Source organism: Ruegeria aquimaris, assembly GCF_025751555.1.
In the GTDB taxonomy this organism is placed as follows: Bacteria; Pseudomonadota; Alphaproteobacteria; order Rhodobacterales; family Rhodobacteraceae; genus Ruegeria_B; species Ruegeria_B aquimaris.
Genome location: NZ_JAOWLB010000001.1, coordinates 325,963 through 346,381 on the forward strand (window position 1 = coordinate 325,963; position 20,419 = coordinate 346,381).

Sequence of the window (20,419 nt, forward strand, 5' to 3'; positions counted from 1 at the left end):
CGCTTTTCTTTCCCTTCGCAAAAACCAGCATCCCGGTTATTCCAGCCTTCGATCAACTGCTGAAGAGCAACCGATGACCCATACCCGACGCGCCCTGTTGTTTTCCGGACTCGCCTGGACCGTGTCCGCCTGTTCTGCCCGATCTTCAAAGGTAGAAACCTACGATCCACCGCTTTATCCGAACGAAACACCGGAGTTGCGCGCTTCGATCAACAAATGGGCGGACCACTACGAGATCCCCCGCACCCTTGTTCACAAACTGGCCATTCGCGAAAGCACACACCGTCCGTGGGCGATGAACCGGCCCTATTACGGCCTGCTCCAGATCCTTCCTGCCACGGCACGGACAATGGGCTATCGCGGTTCTCCGGATGGGCTTCTGAATGCCGACACGAACCTGCAATACGCGGGCAAGTACCTGCGGGGTGCCTGGCTTCTTGCGGATGGCAGCCAGTCACGCGCTATCAGCCTTTATGCCTCTGGGTACTACTACGAGGCGAAACGGAGAGGCATGCTGGTGGAGACCGGGCTGAGACCGGCATCTTGACGTTACGTCAGCCAATTTCGGTTTCTGCAATGTATGGCGCGGGCGCTTTGCAACGCCGAACGTAGTGGATTGCATTTCCCCGCCCAATGAACTGCGGGCAAAAGTCAAAGCTTCCAAGAGCTTCTCAATGGCCGGGCCGGACCGGCGCCACTGGTCTGTGCAAACATGCCATCTCTCAAACCCTTGATACCAAAAACTTAGTACAAGCCGCCACGCTCGCCTCACTGCAGCGCTCATTCGCAACCTGAACAGGAAATCCGTTGTCAGAACGCCAGCAATGAGGCAATCTTTCCCAAGTCACGCATGAGGCGCCGTCTCGTGAGCGTCGCGTTGTGCGAAGGGTCGGAAATGACGCACATCGAAAATGTGAAAAGTGCAGGTGAATAGATGAATACTGTCGATACCGTTGTTGGCCAGCGCATTCGCGCCCGCCGAATGGCTCTTGGGCTGAGTCAGGCAGACCTTGGCCGGGCCATCGGTGTCCGGTTTCAACAGGTTCAGAAGTACGAATCCGGGGCCAACCGCGTCAGCGCCTCCCGCTTGTGGGCCATCGCCGAAGTGCTCGAAGTTCACGTCAGTCACTTTTTCGACGGCATAGAGGCCCCGGAAACCGGCAAGAGTGCGGGCGAACAACAGCCCGTCGACAAGCTGGTTTTCCTCAAGGATCGCGACGCCGTGGAGATGGTGGAAATCTATAGCAGCTTGCCTCTTCAACAAAAGCGTGCTGTTCTTGCATTTGTTAGAACGATGGCGGTGAACACGCGCGTACCGGATGAGAGTGTATCCGGATAGAGAAAGCGCCTCGTCCGTTCGACACCGACAGGTAACGCGAATGGATATCGTCGATCTCGGAACTGTGCCAAAGACGGAAGCCGTTTATTCGGACTTCCTTCTTCAATTGCGCGAAAAATTCGAGATGGACCATGCGGCCTATGCCGGCATCAATCCGGCGGCGGGCGCGATTCATGGATACGTAACCTACGGCGACGACTGGAAGCAGCATTACCAGCAGCAAGGGTTTCACATGATCGACCCGACGCTGCATATGAGCCAACGCAGCATCGCACCGGTGGATTGGAGCCGGTTGGAACGCGGCAAGGATTTCAAGCGTGTTTTCCGAGACGCCCATGACTTCGGTCTGAGCGAACAGGGACTTACCATTCCTGTCCGCGGCCCCTACGGTGACGTCGGGTTGCTGAGCGTGACGCGGGACTGTTCACCCGAACAATGGCGCAAACTGGTCGGCCATGTGATCAGCGACCTGCAATCCATGGCCGTCCACATTCACGATACCGTGATGGGATCTGACCTGCTGGGACGGATACTGTACCACCCTGCCCTTTCGACAAGAGAGGTTGAGATCCTGCAATGGGTGGCCGTCGGAAAATCCCAGCAGGATATAGGTGATATTCTTTCCATTTCCCATCGGACCGTTGAGGTTCACCTCCGGTCGTCGCGGGAAAAACTGTGCGCCCTGACAACGGCACAAGCCGTGGGACGGGCCATTGGACTGGGTTTGATTTACCCAGGCTGACCCCTTTGGTCATCTTTCTGCCAAGTTCTACGGGAATCCCCCAATAGCCCGAGAGCGCGACTTGGGTAACCATTAGTGTACCAAAATCCACTCGTAGGGGGAAAAGATGATCATCGTGATCGACGCTTTGAATAAGCATCTGTTCAGTGGGGTTCTGGATGAAATGTTTCGTTTGCGTGCCCGGGTATTCGGGGATCGTCTCGGTTGGAAGGTAAACATCCAGGATGGGAAGGAGATCGACGAGTTCGATCACCTAGATCCCGCTTATGTTGTCGGGCTGGATCCGGACGGCCATGTAGTCGCCGCCGTCAGAGCCCTTCAGACCACCGGCCCGCATATGCTGGCGGATGTGTTTTCCGACATACTTTGCGGTGAACCGCCAATTCGCAGTGCGACAATGTGGGAGTCGACGCGGTTTTGCGTCGATACCCAACGCCTCAACCGTACCAAGGATCGAAACTCGGTTTCTTATGCGACATGCGAACTGATGATCGGTTCGTTGGAATACGCCCGCAAGTCCGGGATCAAGGATATCGTCACCGTCATTGACCCGGTCATGGACCGGGTTCTGAAGCGTTCGGACAACGCACCTTATGACTATGTCGGTCAGACGGTTCCGATGGGCAAGGTCCCGGCGCTGGCCGCGCTGCTGGACACCAGCGAAGAGAGGGTTGAAAAGGTGCGCAAGTTCGCGGGCATCTGCCACGATGTCTTTCTGAGCGATGACGAGGCGCTGGCGCTGTTCAACAAGAAGCGCGTCGTGTCCTTCCCGGAGCAAGGCAGGACAGCCAGATCCGAAACGGGGGAATTGACCGCGTTGGAAGCGTATTTCCTGGAACAGATACGTGCGGCCGACACCGACAAGGAACTGAAGGCTGTCTATGATCTGATCGATGCCCTTCCACAGGAAATCAGCGTAGAGCGGAGATCAGTGCTGAAGAATTTCCCAGCCTCTTTGGCGCGTGAAATCTGACCAGCACGGTCCCGCGGCTTACCAAAGAAAAGAGCCGCCCCTTGGGGCGGCTCTGTCTATTAGACGTACCGGTTGCCCGGGACTTACTCCGCGTCGAGCTCTTCCAGTGCCTTTTGCAGATCGTCCTTGCTGATTTCCTTTTCGGTAACCTTGGCCTGCGCCACGACGTGGTCGACAACCTTGTCTTCGAAGATCGGCGCGCGCAGCTGCTGCTGCATGGCGGCGTTCTTTTGAATGAATTCAAAGAACTGACGCTCTTGCCCCGGGTACTGCCGGGCTTGCGCCAGGATCGCCTGGGTCATTTCGGCATCGGTGACTTCAACCTCGGCCTTCTGGCCCAGCTCGGCCAGCAGCAGACCCAGGCGCACGCGGCGTTCGGCCAGTTTGGTGTGCTCGTCCGTGGTCTCGATCTCACCGTGGTTGTGATCGTGCACCTCAGGGTTCTCTTCGTGCCACAGCTGGTGCGCGATCTGCTTGGCTTCGGCCTCGACCAGGCTCGGCGGCAGGTCGAACGAAACCTTGAGGTCCAGCGCATCGAGCAGCGCCCGCTTGAGCACGGCCCGGGCGGCTCCGCTATACTCGGCTTCCAGACGCTCGGCGATCTGCCCCTTGAGGGCGGCCAGATCCTCGGCACCGAATTTCTTGGCCAGCTCGTCGTCGATCTCGGCGGCAACCGGCTCTTTCACGTCCTTGACGGTGCAGGTGAACACGGCTTCTTTGCCGGCCAGGTGGGCCGCGCCATACTCGGCGGGAAAGGTGACGTTGACGTCCTTTTCCTCACCGGCCTTCACGCCGACCAACTGATCCTCGAAGCCGGGGATAAAGCTATTGGAGCCCAGAACCAGCGGATAGTCTTCGGCCGAACCGCCGTCAAAAGCTTCACCGTCGACCTTGCCGAGGAAGTCGATCACAACCTGATCGCCGTCCTTGGCCTTGGAACCTTTCTTGCGCGATTTGAAGTCCTGCGCGGTTTCGGCCAGGTTGGCCAGCGCTTCTTCGACAGCGGCGTCGTCGGCCTTGACCACGAGCTTTTCCAGCGTGATGTCGGTCAGATCAACCTCGGGGATCGCCGGCAGCGCTTCATAGGACATCGAAACCTCGACATCGTCGCCCTCTTTCCAGTCCTCGTTGGTCATCTTGACCTCGGGCTGGAGCGCGGGGCGGTCACCGCTGTCCTCGAAATGCTTGTTCATCGCGCCGTCGATGGTTTCCTGCATCGCCTCGCCCAGCAGACGCTGGCCGAACTGCTTCTTCAGCAGCGCCATCGGCACCTTGCCCTTGCGAAAGCCCTTCATCTCGATTTCGGGCTGCGCCTCGACCAGCTTTTCATTGACCTTCGCGTCCAGCTCAGCCGCTGTGACCACGATGTTGTAGCCGCGTTTCAGACCTTCGTTCAGAGTCTCGGTAACCTGCATATGGTAGTCCCCATAGGATTCGGAGCGCACGCATCGGGCGTGCGCCATGCACAATTTGAGGCGTTCTATTTGCCCTGCCCGGCCGGTGCAAGGGGTTATGCCCAATCGGCGCCCATTTGCAGCCTTAAAAACATACGCGCCCCGGCAAAGCCGGGGCGCGCGTTGTTGCGATCAGGATTGCCGCAACATCAGAAGCGCCAGCGGGCGCCCAGAACCAGGGTGCTCAGATCCTGATAGCTGTTTGCCGCATCGCTGTACTCATAGTTCTGATAGGTGAAGTAGACATCGGTATTGTACGCCTCGACACGCTGAGCAACGCCGACGCCCCAGCCTTTGGTTTCCGAACCAGCGACATTGAAGTCGGAGGCGTCATAGTAGTGCACGCCTACACCGGTCTGACCGAACGAGAACCAGTCGACGTCGTAGGCGACCTTGAAATAGAGGTAGTCGGGGTCGCTGGCGCCTGCGGCGTCATTGTCCCGCGTACCGCCTGCAAAGGTAAAGCTGAGCCCGTTCTGAAGCAGGACCGAGGCCGAACCCACCACATCCGAGCGATCGACGCCATTGTTGTCGCGCACCTGATAGGCCAGGCCCGCATCCAGCTGGATACCGCCGCCGAACTCACCCGCATAGCGCACGGCCACGTCGTAGTAATCCGACTGGTCGGCGGTGTTCAGGATGTTCTCGCCATAGGCGGCCGAGAAGGTGAACCCTGCAATCTCGGGGCTGTCATAGCGGATACGTCCCCGGCGCGAGCCGTCGAACGTGTCGAGCGTGTCGCCCACCGCGGGGCCGGACAGAATCCCGGCCGTGTCGCGGAACAGGAAGGCCGCATTGGCATCGGCGGTGTACGAGTACAGCGCCACGCCCACATAAGACAGGTCGGATTCGGCGATGCCATCGGCGGCCATGCTGCCCTGCCCCAGCGAGACCCGGCCCCAGTCGCCTTCGAGCGAAAAGTCGATATGGCGCAGATCGTCCCGGGTCCAGCCGCTGAAATCATCTCCCAGCTGGTTGGTCTCGGTCGAGTTGGGCAGGCCCAGCCCGGCCTCGAACCGGAACCGGAACGTGTTGTCGCCAAAGGGCTGTGCCAAACGCAGGCCGATGCGGCTGCGCGACAGGTCATTGTCGCGGATGTTGGTTTCGGTTTCCTGTCCGTCATCCACCGAAATGATGGCCGGGTTGAACTGGCCATAAAGCTGGACAGATCCGCCGGACTGGTTCTCGTAGAGCAGTTGCGCCGAGGCAGCCGAGGCAAATGCCATGGCAGCAATCGCCATGGCAGAGGTCGTTCTGAGTGTTCTGGTCATGTTTCTGTACCGTCTTGGATTGGTGTGGGTTCCGCCGCATTGATGTGGGCACCCGAAGGCCAGCTTCCATGAGCTCAAAACGGTGGCCGGAACCGACGTTGCAACCCGGCAACGGCGCAGACCATACGAATCGTGAATTCAAATGATTTTCAAATACTTAAATGGGTAACGGAAACGCGATTTCGTTGCGAGATTCAAAAAGAGGCACCGCCTCTCCCAGTCATTTGCATATTCATTGTGCGCCAGCGCACCAAGCTTACGCAAAGTTTACTCCACACGAGGCGGTAAAGCCCCATGTGGAGAGGAGCGCCACGCGCTGATCAGAACTTCCAGCGTGCCCCGACAAGAAACGCATCCACGTCCTTGTAGGACGTTCCCGGGTCGGACAGTTGATGATTGCGGTATCCCAGATAGACCTGTGTATTGATACTGTCGATGTTCTGGTTCACACCGACACCCAGCGTCTTGGATTCACGACCCGCGAGGCCAAAGTCACTGCCGTTATAGTAATCAATGGCAAATGACGTGGCGCCGATCGACAGGAACTGGCTCTCATACCCGGCAAGGACATAGGTGTAGTTGCCGTCATTCTCCCGGCTCCCGCCGGCGACCGCAAAATTCAACCCCGAACGGAACTTCACGGCGACGGCACCAAAGGTGTCATCCCGATCGACCCCGCCGCGATCGCGACGCGAAAAACCGATGCCGCCCTTGACCTGGGTCCCATCGAACTCTCCCGAGTAGCGCAGCGCAATGTCATAGTATTTGTCGCTGTTGCCAGGCGTGAGCACATCGGTACCGGCCGCCAGCGCAACGCTGAACCCATTGAAGCTGGGCGTGTCATAGCGCACGCGCCCCTGCCGACCGCCATCCAGGCTGGGGTTGACCGAACCGACCGTCACACCGGACAGGGCTCCGGCGGCGGTCCGGAACTGGAACGCCCCGGCAAAATCGCCGATGCCATTGTAGGTGGTCATGCCGTTACCGCCAAAGGACATATCAGCGATACCGTCCGATGCCATCGAGCCTTGTCCGACATAGAGCGTGCCCCAGCTGTCGCTGGCGTAAGAAAAGTCGACCTTGCGGAGATCGGTGCGGTCCCAGTCGGCGCCCTTGGGCGTGTTGGTCTGACTGACACCCCCCGACGAGCGCAGACCCAGCGCAGTCTCGAAGTTGAACTTGAATGTGCCCTGATAGATGGGCTGCACGACCCACAGGCCGACACGCGTGTTCGAATGCGCGTTATCGACCAGGGTATCCTTGCTTTGCACGCCGTCATCAACCGACTGCCAGGCGGGCGAAACCTGGCCATAGATCTTGACGTAGCCGCCCGAGGCATTGTCCCACTTCAGTTCCGCCGCCGCCGGTGCTGCCGCCATGGCGGCCGCCAGGGCAACGCCTGATATCGCTGTTTTGATGTGTCGCGTCATATCGTTTCACCGTCAAAGAGGTTTCTCATTATGCTCCTTCAAATGGGAAGAGCCCCCCACACTTCCAGTGGACCCAGCGATACGACCGCCGAGACTGACATTTTCGCAACACGGAATCGTGATGCATCGTGTTGACCCGGTGTATCTCCAAGGGGTTATTAGCTGCCGCCGGACCGGCGGCTTCGCGCGCAAAGCAAAAATTCGCCGCTCAGCGTTGCATCCTTGGCATGGCACGTTCCCACCCAATGCAGCGCTCTACTGCGTCGCGCGGCGCCACTGCCGCTGACATCAGAAGCAGCCGACCGGGTATCCATTGAATCAGCTAGAAATGGCACGGACGAAGACGCTTGAGAATTACTTCATCTTTTATGTTTCAATAATTTACGTGACAATTTGCAGCAATGTAATCGCCATGCAAGTAGACCAAGTGACATATCATCAAACAACATCCTCCTTGACCCCATCTCCCGATCTGACTACGCGCATTCGACTTGCCGGGAAGGGCCGCAACAGCTCTGCGGCCTCACCCGGCGCCCCGTTGATCCACTGTTCATAGGCGCCGGGGTGAAGGATCACAGGCATGCGGTCGGGGTGGATTTGTCGCACGAGCTCATTCGGCGATGTTGTGATGATGCTGTAGGCGTCCATCTCCACCAACGCGCCCTTGATATCGCCGCGCCAGTGCCGCCAGATCGCCGCGAAAGCAAATGGCGGGCGTGCGTCGGGGTCTGGATCATCCAGCCCAAACCAATAATAGTTCGCCGGATTGCGCCCCTTGGCCTCGCAAAATGATGTTGCGGGGACGAGGCAGCGGCGCTCCTCAAAACTCCCACGCCAGAATGGTGAAGATTGCAGCTTGTCGTCGCGCGCGTTGTTGATCGCTTTGGGCAGGATCGGCTTGCCGGTCTTTTTCGAGACCTGGGGCATCGGGAAACCCCAATGCATCGCCACCAGTTCACGCCGTCCTTCCGAGTTTAGCCGCACCACAGGCCCTGAGTATTTAGGGTAGATCGCTGATAGGGGTGCGAAGTTGCCCAGATGATCGCGGTCGGCGGGCACATCGAACAACTGGCGCATGGCTTCCTGCGTCGTGGTGCTGGAATAGAGATTGCACATCGCTCACGCCTTTTCGTCGCGCCATATCCATTTCACAATCTGGCGAACGGGGCGGCGCACGGTCAAGCGTTCCAGATCACTTGCCGCCGGAATAGTCCAACGAACATCGACTTCGTTGTTCTTGCAGCGGGAACAGGGGAAGGGCGGGTTTTGCAACTCGTGATCCGGGCCAAGCACCTTGATCAGGTCAGCAGCCCAAAAATTGACAGTTCTGCGGCACATCGGGCAACGTACCGTAATCAGCATCCCATTGCTCGCGGCGCGGGATAGGCGCTGATTCTTGAACTTGTTCGCGTATGGGCGGGCAGCAGGCATAAAGAGAACATATAGCGAACAAAAAGGTGGGAAAACCCGCCAACTTGCATCGACGGGTTCGTTGTTGCGATGGTGTTGGACCAACAAACCCCGCTTGCAACCAAGTTTGTTACCTTCACCCGGTCAAAGCCGTTTGGTGCAAGGGTCTTATTTGATCTCAACGGGATTGAATGGTGCGGTCGAGAAGACTCGAACTTCCACGGGAGTTACCCCACAGCGACCTCAACGCTGCGCGTCTACCAATTCCGCCACGACCGCACTGCCAATGACTTGGTAGAGCGGCGTATAGACGAGGGTCGCAGGGATGTGAAGAGGCAAAAATCACCTCTGCTTGAAATCTCTTTCCCCACCCTCACCATTCGGCCTAGAACAGAGAGACACACCCGAACGAGGATACGACGATGACCGCGACCAATGCCCGCCCTGTGCTGCAGATCGACATCGTATCGGATGTGGTTTGCCCCTGGTGCATTGTTGGCTTTATGCAACTGGATCAGGCGCTTGCACAGACCGGCGTATTGGCGAAACTGCGCTGGCACCCGTTCGAATTGAACCCGCAGATGGCCCCCGAGGGCCAGAACCTGCGCGAGCATATCATGGAGAAATACGGCTCTACTCCCGCGCAGAGCGCAGAGGCGCGCATGCGGTTGACCACGATCGGTGCGGAACTGGGCTTCGCCTTCAACTTCAACGATGACAGCCGCATCGTGAATACCTTTGCCGCGCATCAGCTGCTCGACTGGGCCGAGGGCCAGGGCCGCCAGCATCCTCTGAAACTGGCGCTGTTTGCGGCCTATTTCACCGAAGGCCGCGACGTGTCGGACCCGGCGGTCTTGCTTGATGCAGTTGCCACGGCGGGGCTGGACCGCGAGGCCGCGCAAGCGGCGCTGGCTTCGGGCGCGCATCAGGCACCGGTGCGTGAGAAACAGAAGTTCTGGGCGCAGCATGGCATTTCCGGTGTTCCTTCGATGGTGTTCGGTGGCAAGTACCTGCTGACCGGCGCCCAGGGGGCCGAGACCTACGCCCAGGTGATCCAGCGCTGTCTGGCCGAGGCGGCCTAGCCCCCTTCCCCTGCCCCGGCCGCCGCGATAAGACAGCGCCATGGAATGGAAGATCACAGACGGGCTGACCGATTATGACGAGGCCGTGGCCTTTATGGAGGCGCGCGCCGCCGCCATCGCGGCGGGCGAGGCCGAGGAATGTGTCTGGCTGCTGGAACACCCGCCGCTTTACACCGCCGGCACCTCGGCCCGGCGCGAGGACCTGACCGACCCCGACCGGTTTCCGGTCTACGACAGCAAGCGGGGCGGCCAGTACACCTATCACGGGCCTGGCCAGCGGGTGGTCTATGTCATGCTCGACGTCGGCCGACGCGGCCATGATGTGCGCCGCTTTGTCCAGCAGCTCGAGGAATGGGTGATCGCGGCGCTGGCCGAGTTCAACATTCGCGGCGAAATCCGCGAGGGCCGCGTCGGCGTCTGGGTGCGACGCGACGACAAGCCCCGGACCATCACCGGCAAACCGGCCGAGGACAAGATCGCGGCGATCGGCATCCGGATCCGCAAATGGGTCAGCTTCCACGGCATTTCGATCAACGTGGAACCGGATCTGAGCCATTTTTCGGGGATCGTGCCCTGTGGCATAACCGAATACGGGGTCACCTCGCTGGTCGATCTGGGCCTGCCGGTTACCATGGCGGATGTCGATGTTGCCCTGCGGCGCAGTTTCGATCAGGTGTTCGAAGGCACTCAACCGGATTGACGATCAGGCTGGCAGCTCGTCGAGCGCGTCGAGAACGATATCCGGACGCTCGTAGATCAGGAACTGACCAACCCCATCCAGCACCCGGAATGTGACATTGGGCCGGGTTTTGGCGAACTCCTCTGCCACCCCGACGGGCACCACCGGATCCAGCGCGCCATGCAGATGGATCACCGGCTTTGCCTTGCTGGACAAGGGCGACACCCAGTCCGAGACCATGACCCGCGCATCGCTGACAAAGCCGTCGGTTCCGGCCTGCGCCGCAAACCGATAGCCCGCATGCATCAGTTCGGCCAGGTTCAGACGCGCCACCACGTCGCGTTCATGAGTGCCGGGTGGGTATAGGGCGTCCATAAAGGTCTGCACCTCTTCGCTGTCGATCAGCGAAATGGCCGCCCGCACGAAAAACGGCAACAGGCTTGGTGTCCAGCGCGCGGTATAGCCCATGACCCGTTGCCTGCGTGCCATGCCCCGGAAATGCTCGCGGCGCAACAGCGGTCCGCTGCCCGCCACCGCGACCATGCCGCGAATACGCGGGTCGCCGCCGGCGCAGATCGTGTGCCCCTGCACGACGCCGGCCATATGCCCCAGGATCGCCGCGCGCCCGAGATCGAACCGGTCCATCAACTCGCCAATGTGTTCGGACATGGCGCGCAGAGCGGCACCGGGATCGGTCACCGGCTCCGAACTCCCGTATCCCGGACGCACCGGCGCCAGAATCCGCAAGCCGCGACGGTGTAACCGGTCCTTGAGATACTGCAACGGCGCCAGGCCATCCATCATGCCATGCAGATAGATCACCGGTCGGCCCTTGGGGTCACCGCACTGATAGAGCTGCATCTTGCGGCCGGTACGCATCTCCAGCACTTCGTTGTTCAGTTCGACGGCACCGGGATGCCCGTTGGTCCGCAGCTGATTCCCGCGCTCGATCAGAAAGGCAACCAGACGGATCAGATCCGCCTGCCCGGGGGCGCCGGTCTTGGCCAGCACCGATTTCGCCTGATTGCGCACCGTGTGCTCGGACCGGTTTGAACGTTGGGCGATCTCGCGCAGGCTGTGCCCCTCCATCAGGTTGCGCACGATATCCACCTCGGCCGGGGACAGCCCGAACGACGTCACCAGCATCCGCTCGGCGGCGGGCGTCCATTGATAGTCGAGGCTTTCGATCATGATTTGGCCCGACCCATCGTCGCATGGGCCCATGCGCGCGATCAGGTGCCGGGGCCGCATATCCGTGCTCAAGACCACGGCCTGCGTCTGATCCCGCCCATCACGCGCCGCCTGCAACAGCTCGTCGAGCATCTGCATGCTCTGCACTGGCAGGTGCGCCCTGAGTGCAGAAATATCTCGTGGATTATCAAGAAGTTGCCGCACCAATCGTCCCGCGGCCCTGACCCGACCATCGACGCCCATGAGCAAAACGAAACCCGGCGCGCCGTTGATACAGCGTTCCATTTCGGATTGCGGCGCCTTGCGCCCCAGCTGTTCGAGAATGACATGGGCCCGGCGGAAATGGTCTTGCAACTCGGGATCAACCCGCACCTCGGCCGCCGAACGCTGCTCGCCGGAATTGGAGAAATCTCCCCTGTCCCGCAGGAGGTATGACAGGTGATCGTCCCACACCGATACCACACGCTCATAGTGATCGGGCCGCAATACGATTTCGTAGATCGCGGCGATCACCTGCTCTCTGGTCGGAGTCGCATGGGTTCCGAAATCGTCGCGAATAATGAGCCTCCCAAACACGGTATTGGGGACCGGTTTCGACATATTGGTCATCCTTGCGACAGCTTGGACAACCCCTTTAACACACTAATGATAAGAATAACCCAAATGGGTCATGCGGCAAGCGCCCAGCGCATGCCAGAACGTTACTTACCGTTCAGTGAGTGAGTGGTGTTTTCATCAAGTCGCGTTTGCCTGCCCTTCTCCAAGAGCGGCAGGCAGCCATTCTTTCCCGTCAGCCGCCCCGTGTAACACGGGGCGGCAATTCTGGAGCACCGTTCAAGCGGAACCGCTGCCTATCCGGGCCGGACAGGCACAGGCATGAGCCGCGCATTCCACCTCTAACGTCGTTTGTCCAATGGAAAATTCTTGTTCAAGACCGGCCTTGACCCGGGACTTGATCGCATCCGCCCGCGACCAGGCGCCCGGTGCGATCACCAGATGCGCGGTCAAGGCGGCGGTGTTTTCCTGGAGGCTCCACACATGTACATAATGTACCGCCTGCACCCCTTCGACGCTCTCCACATAGCTCGCCACGCGTTCGGGATCGAGGCCCGGGGGGGTGCCGAGCATAAGGACCTGAATTGCGGCGCCGGCTTCGGCGCGGACATGCCAGAGAATGTACAAAGCGATCATCAGGGTCACCAGGGGATCGACCCAGGTCCAGCCGAACCAGATGACTGCGGCCCCCGCGACGATCACCGCGACCGAGCCCAGCGCGTCGGCCACGTTGTGCAGGAACGCGGCCCGGATGTTCATCGAATTCTTCGACAGCGACCAGGTCAGCGCCGCCGTCACCAGGTCGACGACCAAGGCGACGACGGCAACCCAGACCACCAGCCAACCGTCAATCGGCTGCGGCTCCAGAAACCGCATAACCCCTTCGTAAATAAGGTAAAAAGCAAGGACCACAAGGGTCGTGTAATTGACCAGGGCGGCCACCACCTCGACCCGCCCATAGCCGAAACTCATCCTGTCATCGGCGGGTCTGCGGGCGATCTTGCGGGCAAAGAAGGCAATGATCAGCGCCACCGCATCCGAGAAGTTATGGAGCGCGTCGGCGATGAGGGCGAGGGAGCCGGAGAGCAGGCCGCCTGCGATTTGTACAAAGGTCAGGGCCATGTTCACGGCAATGGCCCAGGCGACGCGGGCGTCGCCTGCGGCGGGGTCGATGTGGTGGTGGTGATGGTGCTGATGGTGGTGGTGATCGTGCGGCATGAGGATGCGGTCCCAATTGTGGTTCGCATCCACAGCTAGGGGCTACAGCCGCTGTAGGTTCAAGGGGCGGGCCCCAATTTTCTTAATCCAGCGCGGCGCGAATCTTCTCGGCCTGTTCGGCGATCAGCGCCATGTCACCCATCTGTCCGGGCGGGCGCAGCCGGATGCCCTCGTGCCGGGGCAGCACGTGGAAATGCAGGTGAAACACCTCCTGCCCGCCCACGGCCTCGTTGAACTGTTGCAGGGTAACCCCCTGGGCATCAAAGGCTTTCATCACCGCATGGCTGAGCTTCTGCACCGTATTCATCACCGCAGCCAATTGCGCGGGACTGGCGTCCAGCACGTTGCGGCAGGGCGTCTTGGGGATCACCAGCAGATGCCCGTCGGCCCGCGGCATGATGTCCATGAAGGCAAGGGTGTCTTCATCTTCGTAAACGCGGGTCGCGGGGATCTCGCCGCGCAGGATGCGGGCAAAGATATTGTCGGGATCATAGGCCATGTCGGGTATCCGTTCTGTCAAACCGTTGACGAGAGTTGTGGGCGAGGCGCCCGGCATGGTCAAGCCGCAGGTTTGTACGGCAAACTGACCGTTTTGTACCCGGCTTCCAGGGGGAATTGACCGTTTTGTACGCGACCGAGAGGCGCCGGAGGGCGCCTTCGCCCCCTCGAAACCGAGCGTCCGGCGGGGCGGCATCTCGCCGGTTGTCGGGCAAGGCGGTCACCTGTCTTCCGATCCCTCTTGCACGTGCCTTGTGGCGGCCCTACTTATGTCGGCGGCGGGTTCTGCCCTTCTCGTGACAGGTAGCATTCCGGTGGCCTTAAACATTTCCGAGGGGGCTGGCTCTGTTCAGGTCCTGGCCTGATTACCTGGCGCCCACCTGTACATACAGGTCCTCGGGAATCGAACCGCACGGTCGAAACTTGGTGGTTCCCGCCGCACCACCGATCAGCCGCGCCGCGCCGCCTCTTGCCGGACGGGTGCGGGACGCAGATCGGAGACGGCGCTGCCGCCGCGCGGCCCCTCGTCGGTTTCGGCCAGGCTCATGACTTTCCACGCGAATTGCACCCCGGCAAAGACGATGCCGTTCATGAACCACAGCATGAACACCGCTAGAAGCGCCAAATCGGAGCGCGCGATCAGTCCCTTGAGCCCGGCGATATCGAGCCAGATCAGCCCGGCGACAAACACAGCGGCAAGCGCAAACCCGACAAGAACCTGGGTGACGTAGAGACGGATCAGCTGTGGCATGGCCAAACTCCCTGTTTTCCACAAGGATTCTAGCGCAGAATGATCCAGAATACAGGGCAGATCGTAAAGACTGCGACAATGTATGCCGGAGTCTGAATGCAAAACATCAGCAAATTTGCCCTCGATCTGCTTGAGAGCCTGTCTTACCTGTTCGACGATGCCGAACGCTGGGATCACGCGGTCGAGCGGCTGGGCGCATTCGGCTTTCGCGCCGTGAACATGGGGCAGTTCACGCCAAAGACGGGCATCCTGCACTGGGCGCGCAGCTCGATGACGCCGCAATGGCTGAAGATCTATGCCGAGGGTGGTTATTCCGATGCCGATCTGGTTCTGGCGCAGACGGTACAGGGGCCCGACAGCCTGTATATCGATTCGGGCCGGCGTCTGTTGCAATCCAACTCGGCCACGGCGACGGCGCTTTATTCCGGGCTGGTCGAGCACGGCTATCAGCATGTGTTCAGCCTGGTGGTCCCCTGCCCCGGCAATACCGCAATGCTGGTGGCGCTGTTCACCGATCATGCCGAGGCCGAAAGCTGGATGACCGAACAGGAAAGCGGCATGCGCATCCTGGCCACCGTTCTGGCCACCAATCTTGGCCCCGGGGTCGAAGAAAGCCAGACCGCGGGTCACGATCTGGCGCCGATCCTGGGCACCACCGCGCCGCTGTCGCGCCGCGAGCGCGAGGTGCTGCACCTGCTGGCCAACGGTCTGCGCAACGAGCAGATTTCGGAGACGCTGGGGATCAGCGAGATCACCGTGCGCACGCATCTGAAATCGGCGCGCGACAAGCTACGCGCTCCGACCCGCGAGGCGGCGCTGGTGCGGGCGGTGAAAATGGGGCTGCTGAGCGAGCCCACCTATCGGAAGTGATAGGTTTCGCGGCCGGCCACGATCCGCTAGCGTCAGGGGGCCGGGTTTCTACAGTGAGTGGTGGCGCCCGGACTTTTCATCGAGAAATTTCCTGTTCAAGGCGCGGCGCAATCTGGGGATGGCGCCGCGTCTTTTTATGGGAAATCCTGCGGTTGCGTTCAGAACGCCTCGGGCCGGGCCTCGCGTGCCATATGGTCGAGCACGGCGTTGACAAAGCTGGTCTCGCGCCCTTCGGGGAAGAATGCGCGGGCGATATCCACAAATTCGGTGATCACCACCTTGGGGGGCGTGTCGCTTTGCGTCAGTTCCGAACCGGCGGCGCGGAACAGCGCGCGCAGCGTCGGGTCGATGCGTGAGATCGGCCATTTCGCCACCAGCGCCCGGTCGGTCATCTGGTCGATCAGTGCCTGGTTGTTGACCGCGCCATCGACCAGCTTACGGAACAGGTCGGTGTCGCCCTCGGCCATCTCGTCGCCGTCATAGACCGCGCCGAAGCGGTGATCGAGAAACTCGTTCACCACCGTCTCGACGGTCTGGCTGGAATGCTCCATCTGGAACAGGGCCTGCACCGCATAGAGCCGGGCCGCCGATTTCATCTGCCGTTTCTTGGTCATGCGGACGCGGTTCCGTTGCCTTTGTCTGCCAGGAGGATCGACTCGGACAGCGGCTTGAACCCCACGCCCTTGGTCGAAGCGCCCCATTTACGGCTGAGCGCGATCAGATGCAAGGCCGCGGCGGCGGCGCCGCCGCCCTTGTTCATCGCCGCCGGATCGGCGCGCACCTCGGCCTGGGGGCGGTTCTCGACCGTCAGGATGCCGTTGCCGATGCAGGCGCCCTGAAGCCCCATCAGCTGGATCGCGCGGGAGCTGTCGTTGCAGACGGTATCGTAATGCGTCGTCTCGCCCCGGATCACGCAGCCCAGCGCCACGTAGCCGTCGAAATTGCACATCCGGTCGGCCATGGCGATGGCGGTGGGCACCTCGAGCGCACCGGGCACCTCGACCAGCTCCCAGCTGCCGCCGACGGCCTCGATCTCGGCCTTGGCGCCGGCGACCAGATTGTCGGCGATGTCCTTGTAATAGGGCGCCACCACGATCAGCAGTTTCACCGGCTTGTCGAATTCGGGGCGCGGCAGGATGTAATGGGTTTCATGTCCGGCCATATCAGGCGTCCTTCAGAATGGGGCGGGTGCCGACGATGGAGAGGCCATAGGCGTCGAGCCCGAGATATTTGGTTTGCGGCGAGTCGGTGAGCAGGATCAGCTCGTGCAGGCCCATCTTGGACAGGATCTGGGCGCCCAGACCGGTCTGCTTGATGGTGCGCACGCCATCCTCGTCGCTGGCATAAAGCGCGTTGCGCGGCTGCCGGAACAGACAGACGACGCCGCGCCCTTCGGCGGCGATCTTCTCCATCGCGCGGGGCAGTTCCTGGGTCGGCTTGGGGCCAAGGCCCAGCACGTCCGAGGCCTCGTGCAGCGCATGGGTGCGGGTCAGCACCGGTTCGGGGGTCGAGATGTCGCCCTTGACCAGCACCACATGTTCGATGCCGTGGGTCTGGTCGGTAAAGATGCGCATCTCCCACGCGCCGCCATATTCCGAGGTGACGGTGCTGCGGGCGGTCTCGTCCACCAGGTTGTCGTTGCGGGCGCGATAGGAGATCAGGTCGCTGATGGTGCCGATCTTCATCCCGTGCCGCTCGGCGAAATCGACCAGGTCCGGCAGGCGGGCCATGGTGCCGTCTTCCTTCATGATCTCGCAGATCACGCCCGCGGGGTTCAGCCCGGCCAGACGCGAGATATCCACCACCGCCTCGGTATGGCCGGCACGCACCAGCACCCCGCCCCGCTTGGCGCGCAGCGGAAAGACATGGCCCGGCGTGGCCAGGCTTGCCATGGTATTCTGCTCGTTGATCGCGGTAGCCACGGTCAGCGCCCGGTCGGCGGCGGAAATACCGGTCGACACGCCCTCGCGCGCCTCGATCGAGACGGTAAAGGCGGTCTCGTGCCGCGACGAGTTGTTCACCGCCATCATCGGCAGGCCCAGACGGTCGATCCGCTCGGCGGTCATCGGCAGGCAGATCAGCCCGCGCCCATGGGTGGCCATGAAGTTGATCGCGGCGGCATCGGCAAACTCGGCGGCGATGCACAGGTCGCCCTCGTTCTCGCGATCCTCGTGATCGACCAGGATATACATCCGGCCCTTGCGCGCCTCCTCGATGATCTCCTCGATCGGACTGATCGCGTCGCGCAGGCGGGCCTCGACGGGTCCGGGCGTTTCAAAGCTCATGGGGCGGCCTTTCAGCTGTCTTGGTCTGTTTGCGCAGATAGACCACCCGGCGCGCGAATGCCAGTACACAAACGGCAAGCAGGGGGCGGGACGCGGCGTTGCGCGGGTGTCGCGCGGGCGCCTCTGGCGCCCGGGACGGCCCCGCGCCCGGCCCAACGCCTGGGGGCGCATCTGCGATGCGGCGCCAGGGGGCGGGAGCGCCACCTTGATCTCGTGGGCGGGTCAGAGGGGGCGCTGCCCCCGTCGGGCTTTACGCGAGCACGTTCCACCAGAAGGAAGCGGGAAGGCGGCGGCGCGTTCTTGAGAGCAAGCATACGGCGGCCAGAGGAACCTTGTCTCCCGGTCGAAGGCAGGTGACGTGGCCCTGCCCATCCCCCGTATCGTCGACGGACAGGGCGTAACCTCCGATCTGCTCATGGAACGGGACGACGCAGAGCCCGAGGCGCTTGGCGCCTCTGCGAAGTTGTTGAAGACGACACCGGATGCGTTGTGGTATTGGGAACTGTCGTAGCAGGCGCGTTGAAACAGATGCGCACGGCAAGCCGCAACACCGCGCGACGACCGCCTCATCACTCTCCTGTCAAAACTGCGTTCGAAAGGCAGGTTCCATGAAGAAACGTCTTTTTCCGGTATTGCTTTTGGCTGGCTTCGCCACCACCCCGGTTTCAGCGCCAGTTTCAGCCCAGACCCCGGCGACATTCTCCGACACCTATGCGGATTTCGTCGAAACGCTGCGCGTCCGCTGCACCGGGTTTGAGAACGGCGCCTTCGACGCCCCGGCGGAGGCCGTCAGCCGCACCGCCGATTTCAACGGCGACGGCATCACCGACCCGATTGTCGAGGAATGGCGATTTTCCTGCTCCAGCTCTGCCACGATGTTCAGCGGCGGCACGGGCGGGAGCTATGTCCACCTCTTCGTCTCACAGCCCGATGGCGGCTATAGCCGGTTTGAATTTCTTGCCTATGCCGCGATGATCGTCACCCCGCAGAGCCGCCCGGACCGGCCGGTCCTGCTGCTGCCGCAACATGGCGCAAATTGTGACGTCACCGCCGAGCCCTGCTATGCCGCCTATGTCTGGTCGGAAACCGGTCGTTTCGTTTCGACTGGCGGTGTGGTCGAGGCCTCGCAATAATCTCCCCGGCCTTGCGCGTTTAGTGCACCGGATGTGTCAATGCCGGGACGCCATAGGCAGACAGGGGCGAACGTTGTGTCGCGCGCGCGGGTGTCGCGCGGGCGCCTCTGGCGCCCGGGACCGCCCCGCGCCCAGCCCAACGCCTGGGGGCGCATCTGCGATGCGGCGCCAGGGGGCGGGAGCGCCGCCTGATCCGGTAGGCAAGTCAAAGGGGGCGCTGCCCCCGCCGCGCCTTGCGCGACTCCCCCGGAGTATTTTGGGCGAAATGAAGGGGCGGGACAGGAGCTCTAGACGGCCTGGTGGCGGAAGTATTCGGCCGAGGGCAGATAGCCCGCGGCACGGCCTGCGGCGACCCATTCGGTCTCGAGCGGCGTGTCGCCGATCACCAGCACCGCCGAGCCCGGCAAGCGCTGCGTCTGGATCAACCCCTGCACGCGGGCGCGCATCTCGGACCAGCTGTCGACCAGACGCGGCGCGCGGGCGGCATCCTCCAGCGCCCTTGTGGCGGCCAGCACGCTGGACGGGGCGGCGGGCGGATGCACCAGCGCCAGCCGGCGGGCATTGCGGACCTGCGCCAGCGTTCGTGCCTCGGCCTCGGGCATCTCGCCGCCCGAGCCGAAGATGCGCAGCGCGTTCGACGAAAACAGGAGGCCCATGATATCCTGACCGGAATACTGGCGCACCTTTGCGTAGGTGCGATAGTCCATGCCCAGTTCGGCGGCGCGGCTCATGCGCATTTTCAGCACCAGCATCGGGATGGCATTGGGCATCAGCGCCTTTTGCGCCTGCCGCCAGGCATGGGTGCGCCAGACCTGTCCCGGCTCCATCGACGGCCCGCCATTGTGCCCGAGCCCCGCCATGGTCCTAGCCCGCCTCGGCGAGGCGCGCCACATAGCGAGCGAGAGTGTCGATCTCGAGGTTCACGAGGTCGCCCGCGCGGACATCACCCCAGGTGGTCGCCTCTTTGGTGTGCGGGATCAGGTTGATGCCGAATTCGTCGCCCTCGACCTCGTTCACCGTCAGCGAGGTGCCGTTCAGCGCCACCGAGCCCTTGGGCGCGATGAACCGCGCCAGCGCATGCGGGGCGCGGAAGCGGACCCGCGTGCTGTCGCCCTCTTGTGTGACCGAAACCACCTCGGCCACGCCATCGACATGGCCCGACACGATATGGCCGCCCAACTCGTCGCCCACCTTGAGCGCGCGTTCGAGGTTCAGCCGCTTGCCGACGGTCCACTTCCCGAGGTTGGTCTTGGACACGGTCTCGGCGCTGACCTCGACATCGTACCAGTCGGCGCCCAGCGCGATCACCGTCAGGCAGACACCGTCGCTGGCGATCGAGGCGCCGATGTCGATGCGCCCGGTATCATAGGCGGTGCGGATGCGCGCCCGCAGGTCGCCGCGCTGCTCCAGCTCGACCACGGTGCCGATGTCGGTCACGATGCCGGTGAACATGTTCCTTACTCCGCGCTTGTATGCCCGCCCCTGACGTAACGCTGTGTTTCGCGGCGGACAAGCCCCGATGCTTGCCCGCCTGCCCC

23 protein-coding genes and 1 tRNA gene are annotated in these 20,419 nt (G+C 61.8%); 9 read left to right on the forward strand and 15 right to left on the reverse strand.

Going from position 1 to position 20,419, the window contains the following annotated elements; genetic code table 11:
* Positions 1-73 precede the first annotated feature (73 nt).
* From OE747_RS01640 to OE747_RS01655, 4 genes are all read left to right on the forward strand, one after another.
* Positions 74-547: a lytic transglycosylase domain-containing protein gene (locus OE747_RS01640; protein ID WP_263826866.1), complete on the forward strand. Its 474-nt coding sequence runs from the start codon at positions 74-76 to the stop codon at positions 545-547.
* 387 nt (positions 548-934) lie between these two features.
* Complete coding sequence (locus OE747_RS01645; RefSeq protein WP_263826867.1) at positions 935-1,339, forward strand: helix-turn-helix domain-containing protein; 405 nt, start codon at positions 935-937, stop codon at positions 1,337-1,339.
* 40 nt (positions 1,340-1,379) lie between these two features.
* The gene (locus OE747_RS01650; protein ID WP_164132635.1) at positions 1,380-2,081 is read left to right on the forward strand and encodes a LuxR family transcriptional regulator; all 702 of its coding nucleotides are present in this window, start codon (positions 1,380-1,382) and stop codon (positions 2,079-2,081) included.
* 106 nt (positions 2,082-2,187) lie between these two features.
* Complete coding sequence (locus OE747_RS01655; RefSeq protein WP_263826868.1) at positions 2,188-3,054, forward strand: acyl-homoserine-lactone synthase; 867 nt, start codon at positions 2,188-2,190, stop codon at positions 3,052-3,054.
* A gap of 83 nt (positions 3,055-3,137) precedes the next feature.
* Here OE747_RS01655 and tig read toward each other — a convergent pair whose 3' ends face one another.
* The 6 genes from tig to OE747_RS01685 all read right to left on the reverse strand — a co-directional run bounded on the left by tig (position 3,138) and on the right by OE747_RS01685 (position 8,898).
* Complete coding sequence (gene tig / locus OE747_RS01660) at positions 3,138-4,469, reverse strand: trigger factor (RefSeq protein ID WP_263827086.1); 1,332 nt, start codon at positions 4,467-4,469, stop codon at positions 3,138-3,140.
* Positions 4,470-4,657: 188 nt separating this feature from the next.
* Positions 4,658-5,779 carry a porin gene (locus tag OE747_RS01665; protein WP_263826869.1) on the reverse strand — a complete coding sequence of 374 codons (1,122 nt, stop codon included), beginning with the start codon at positions 5,777-5,779 and terminating at the stop codon, positions 4,658-4,660.
* A 320-nt stretch (positions 5,780-6,099) separates the two neighbouring features.
* Positions 6,100-7,209: a porin gene (locus OE747_RS01670; RefSeq protein ID WP_263826870.1), complete on the reverse strand. Its 1,110-nt coding sequence runs from the start codon at positions 7,207-7,209 to the stop codon at positions 6,100-6,102.
* Between the two features lie 438 nt (positions 7,210-7,647).
* Entirely contained in the window at positions 7,648-8,325 is a 678-nt protein-coding gene (locus tag OE747_RS01675) for an SOS response-associated peptidase (protein WP_263826871.1), read from the reverse strand.
* A gap of 3 nt (positions 8,326-8,328) precedes the next feature.
* Positions 8,329-8,571 (reverse strand): hypothetical protein, encoded by a 243-nt coding sequence (locus OE747_RS01680; RefSeq protein WP_263826872.1) that lies wholly within the window; start codon positions 8,569-8,571, stop codon positions 8,329-8,331.
* 240 nt (positions 8,572-8,811) lie between these two features.
* Positions 8,812-8,898: transfer RNA gene (locus tag OE747_RS01685), tRNA-Leu, on the reverse strand.
* A 143-nt stretch (positions 8,899-9,041) separates the two neighbouring features.
* Between OE747_RS01685 and OE747_RS01690 the strand changes: the two genes are divergently transcribed.
* On the forward strand, positions 9,042-9,701 hold the full coding sequence (locus tag OE747_RS01690; RefSeq protein WP_263826873.1) for a DsbA family oxidoreductase: 660 nt from the start codon (positions 9,042-9,044) through the stop codon (positions 9,699-9,701).
* A 40-nt stretch (positions 9,702-9,741) separates the two neighbouring features.
* Entirely contained in the window at positions 9,742-10,401 is a 660-nt protein-coding gene (gene lipB, locus OE747_RS01695; RefSeq protein ID WP_263826874.1) for a lipoyl(octanoyl) transferase LipB, read from the forward strand.
* Between the two features lie 3 nt (positions 10,402-10,404).
* On the opposite strand, the gene OE747_RS01700 is transcribed toward lipB, so the two are convergent.
* The 4 genes from OE747_RS01700 to OE747_RS01715 form a co-directional block, all read right to left on the reverse strand.
* Positions 10,405-12,171, reverse strand: a complete 1,767-nt coding sequence (locus tag OE747_RS01700; protein WP_263826875.1) for an alpha/beta fold hydrolase — start codon at positions 12,169-12,171, stop codon at positions 10,405-10,407.
* A gap of 234 nt (positions 12,172-12,405) precedes the next feature.
* Positions 12,406-13,344, reverse strand: a complete 939-nt coding sequence (locus tag OE747_RS01705) for a cation diffusion facilitator family transporter (protein WP_263826876.1) — start codon at positions 13,342-13,344, stop codon at positions 12,406-12,408.
* 82 nt (positions 13,345-13,426) lie between these two features.
* Positions 13,427-13,843, reverse strand: coding sequence for an HIT family protein (locus OE747_RS01710; protein WP_263826877.1), 417 nt, complete (start codon positions 13,841-13,843; stop codon positions 13,427-13,429).
* Between the two features lie 447 nt (positions 13,844-14,290).
* Complete coding sequence (locus OE747_RS01715; RefSeq protein ID WP_263826878.1) at positions 14,291-14,593, reverse strand: hypothetical protein; 303 nt, start codon at positions 14,591-14,593, stop codon at positions 14,291-14,293.
* A 96-nt stretch (positions 14,594-14,689) separates the two neighbouring features.
* On the opposite strand from OE747_RS01715, the gene OE747_RS01720 reads away from it, so the two are divergent.
* Positions 14,690-15,463 carry a response regulator transcription factor gene (locus tag OE747_RS01720; protein ID WP_263826879.1) on the forward strand — a complete coding sequence of 258 codons (774 nt, stop codon included), beginning with the start codon at positions 14,690-14,692 and terminating at the stop codon, positions 15,461-15,463.
* 158 nt (positions 15,464-15,621) lie between these two features.
* On the opposite strand, the gene nusB is transcribed toward OE747_RS01720, so the two are convergent.
* From nusB to ribB, 3 genes are read right to left on the reverse strand one after another with little or no spacing between them, the layout of a single operon-like run.
* Positions 15,622-16,077 (reverse strand): transcription antitermination factor NusB, encoded by a 456-nt coding sequence (nusB, locus tag OE747_RS01725; RefSeq protein ID WP_263826880.1) that lies wholly within the window; start codon positions 16,075-16,077, stop codon positions 15,622-15,624.
* Positions 16,074-16,625 (reverse strand): 6,7-dimethyl-8-ribityllumazine synthase, encoded by a 552-nt coding sequence (locus tag OE747_RS01730; protein ID WP_263826881.1) that lies wholly within the window; start codon positions 16,623-16,625, stop codon positions 16,074-16,076. The genes nusB and OE747_RS01730 overlap by 4 nt, the downstream gene beginning before the upstream one ends.
* Position 16,626: 1 nt before the next feature.
* Positions 16,627-17,748 carry a 3,4-dihydroxy-2-butanone-4-phosphate synthase gene (gene ribB / locus OE747_RS01735; protein WP_263826882.1) on the reverse strand — a complete coding sequence of 374 codons (1,122 nt, stop codon included), beginning with the start codon at positions 17,746-17,748 and terminating at the stop codon, positions 16,627-16,629.
* Between the two features lie 358 nt (positions 17,749-18,106).
* On the opposite strand from ribB, the gene OE747_RS01740 reads away from it, so the two are divergent.
* Both OE747_RS01740 and OE747_RS01745 read left to right on the forward strand, forming a co-directional pair.
* Entirely contained in the window at positions 18,107-18,259 is a 153-nt protein-coding gene (locus tag OE747_RS01740; protein WP_263826883.1) for a hypothetical protein, read from the forward strand.
* Between the two features lie 97 nt (positions 18,260-18,356).
* On the forward strand, positions 18,357-18,881 hold the full coding sequence (locus tag OE747_RS01745) for a hypothetical protein (RefSeq protein ID WP_263826884.1): 525 nt from the start codon (positions 18,357-18,359) through the stop codon (positions 18,879-18,881).
* A 287-nt stretch (positions 18,882-19,168) separates the two neighbouring features.
* Here the strand turns inward: OE747_RS01745 and OE747_RS01750 are convergent, their stop codons facing one another.
* Positions 19,169-19,741 carry a hypothetical protein gene (locus tag OE747_RS01750; protein ID WP_263826885.1) on the reverse strand — a complete coding sequence of 191 codons (573 nt, stop codon included), beginning with the start codon at positions 19,739-19,741 and terminating at the stop codon, positions 19,169-19,171.
* Between the two features lie 4 nt (positions 19,742-19,745).
* Positions 19,746-20,333 carry a riboflavin synthase gene (locus OE747_RS01755; protein WP_263826886.1) on the reverse strand — a complete coding sequence of 196 codons (588 nt, stop codon included), beginning with the start codon at positions 20,331-20,333 and terminating at the stop codon, positions 19,746-19,748.
* Positions 20,334-20,419: the final 86 nt, after the last annotated feature.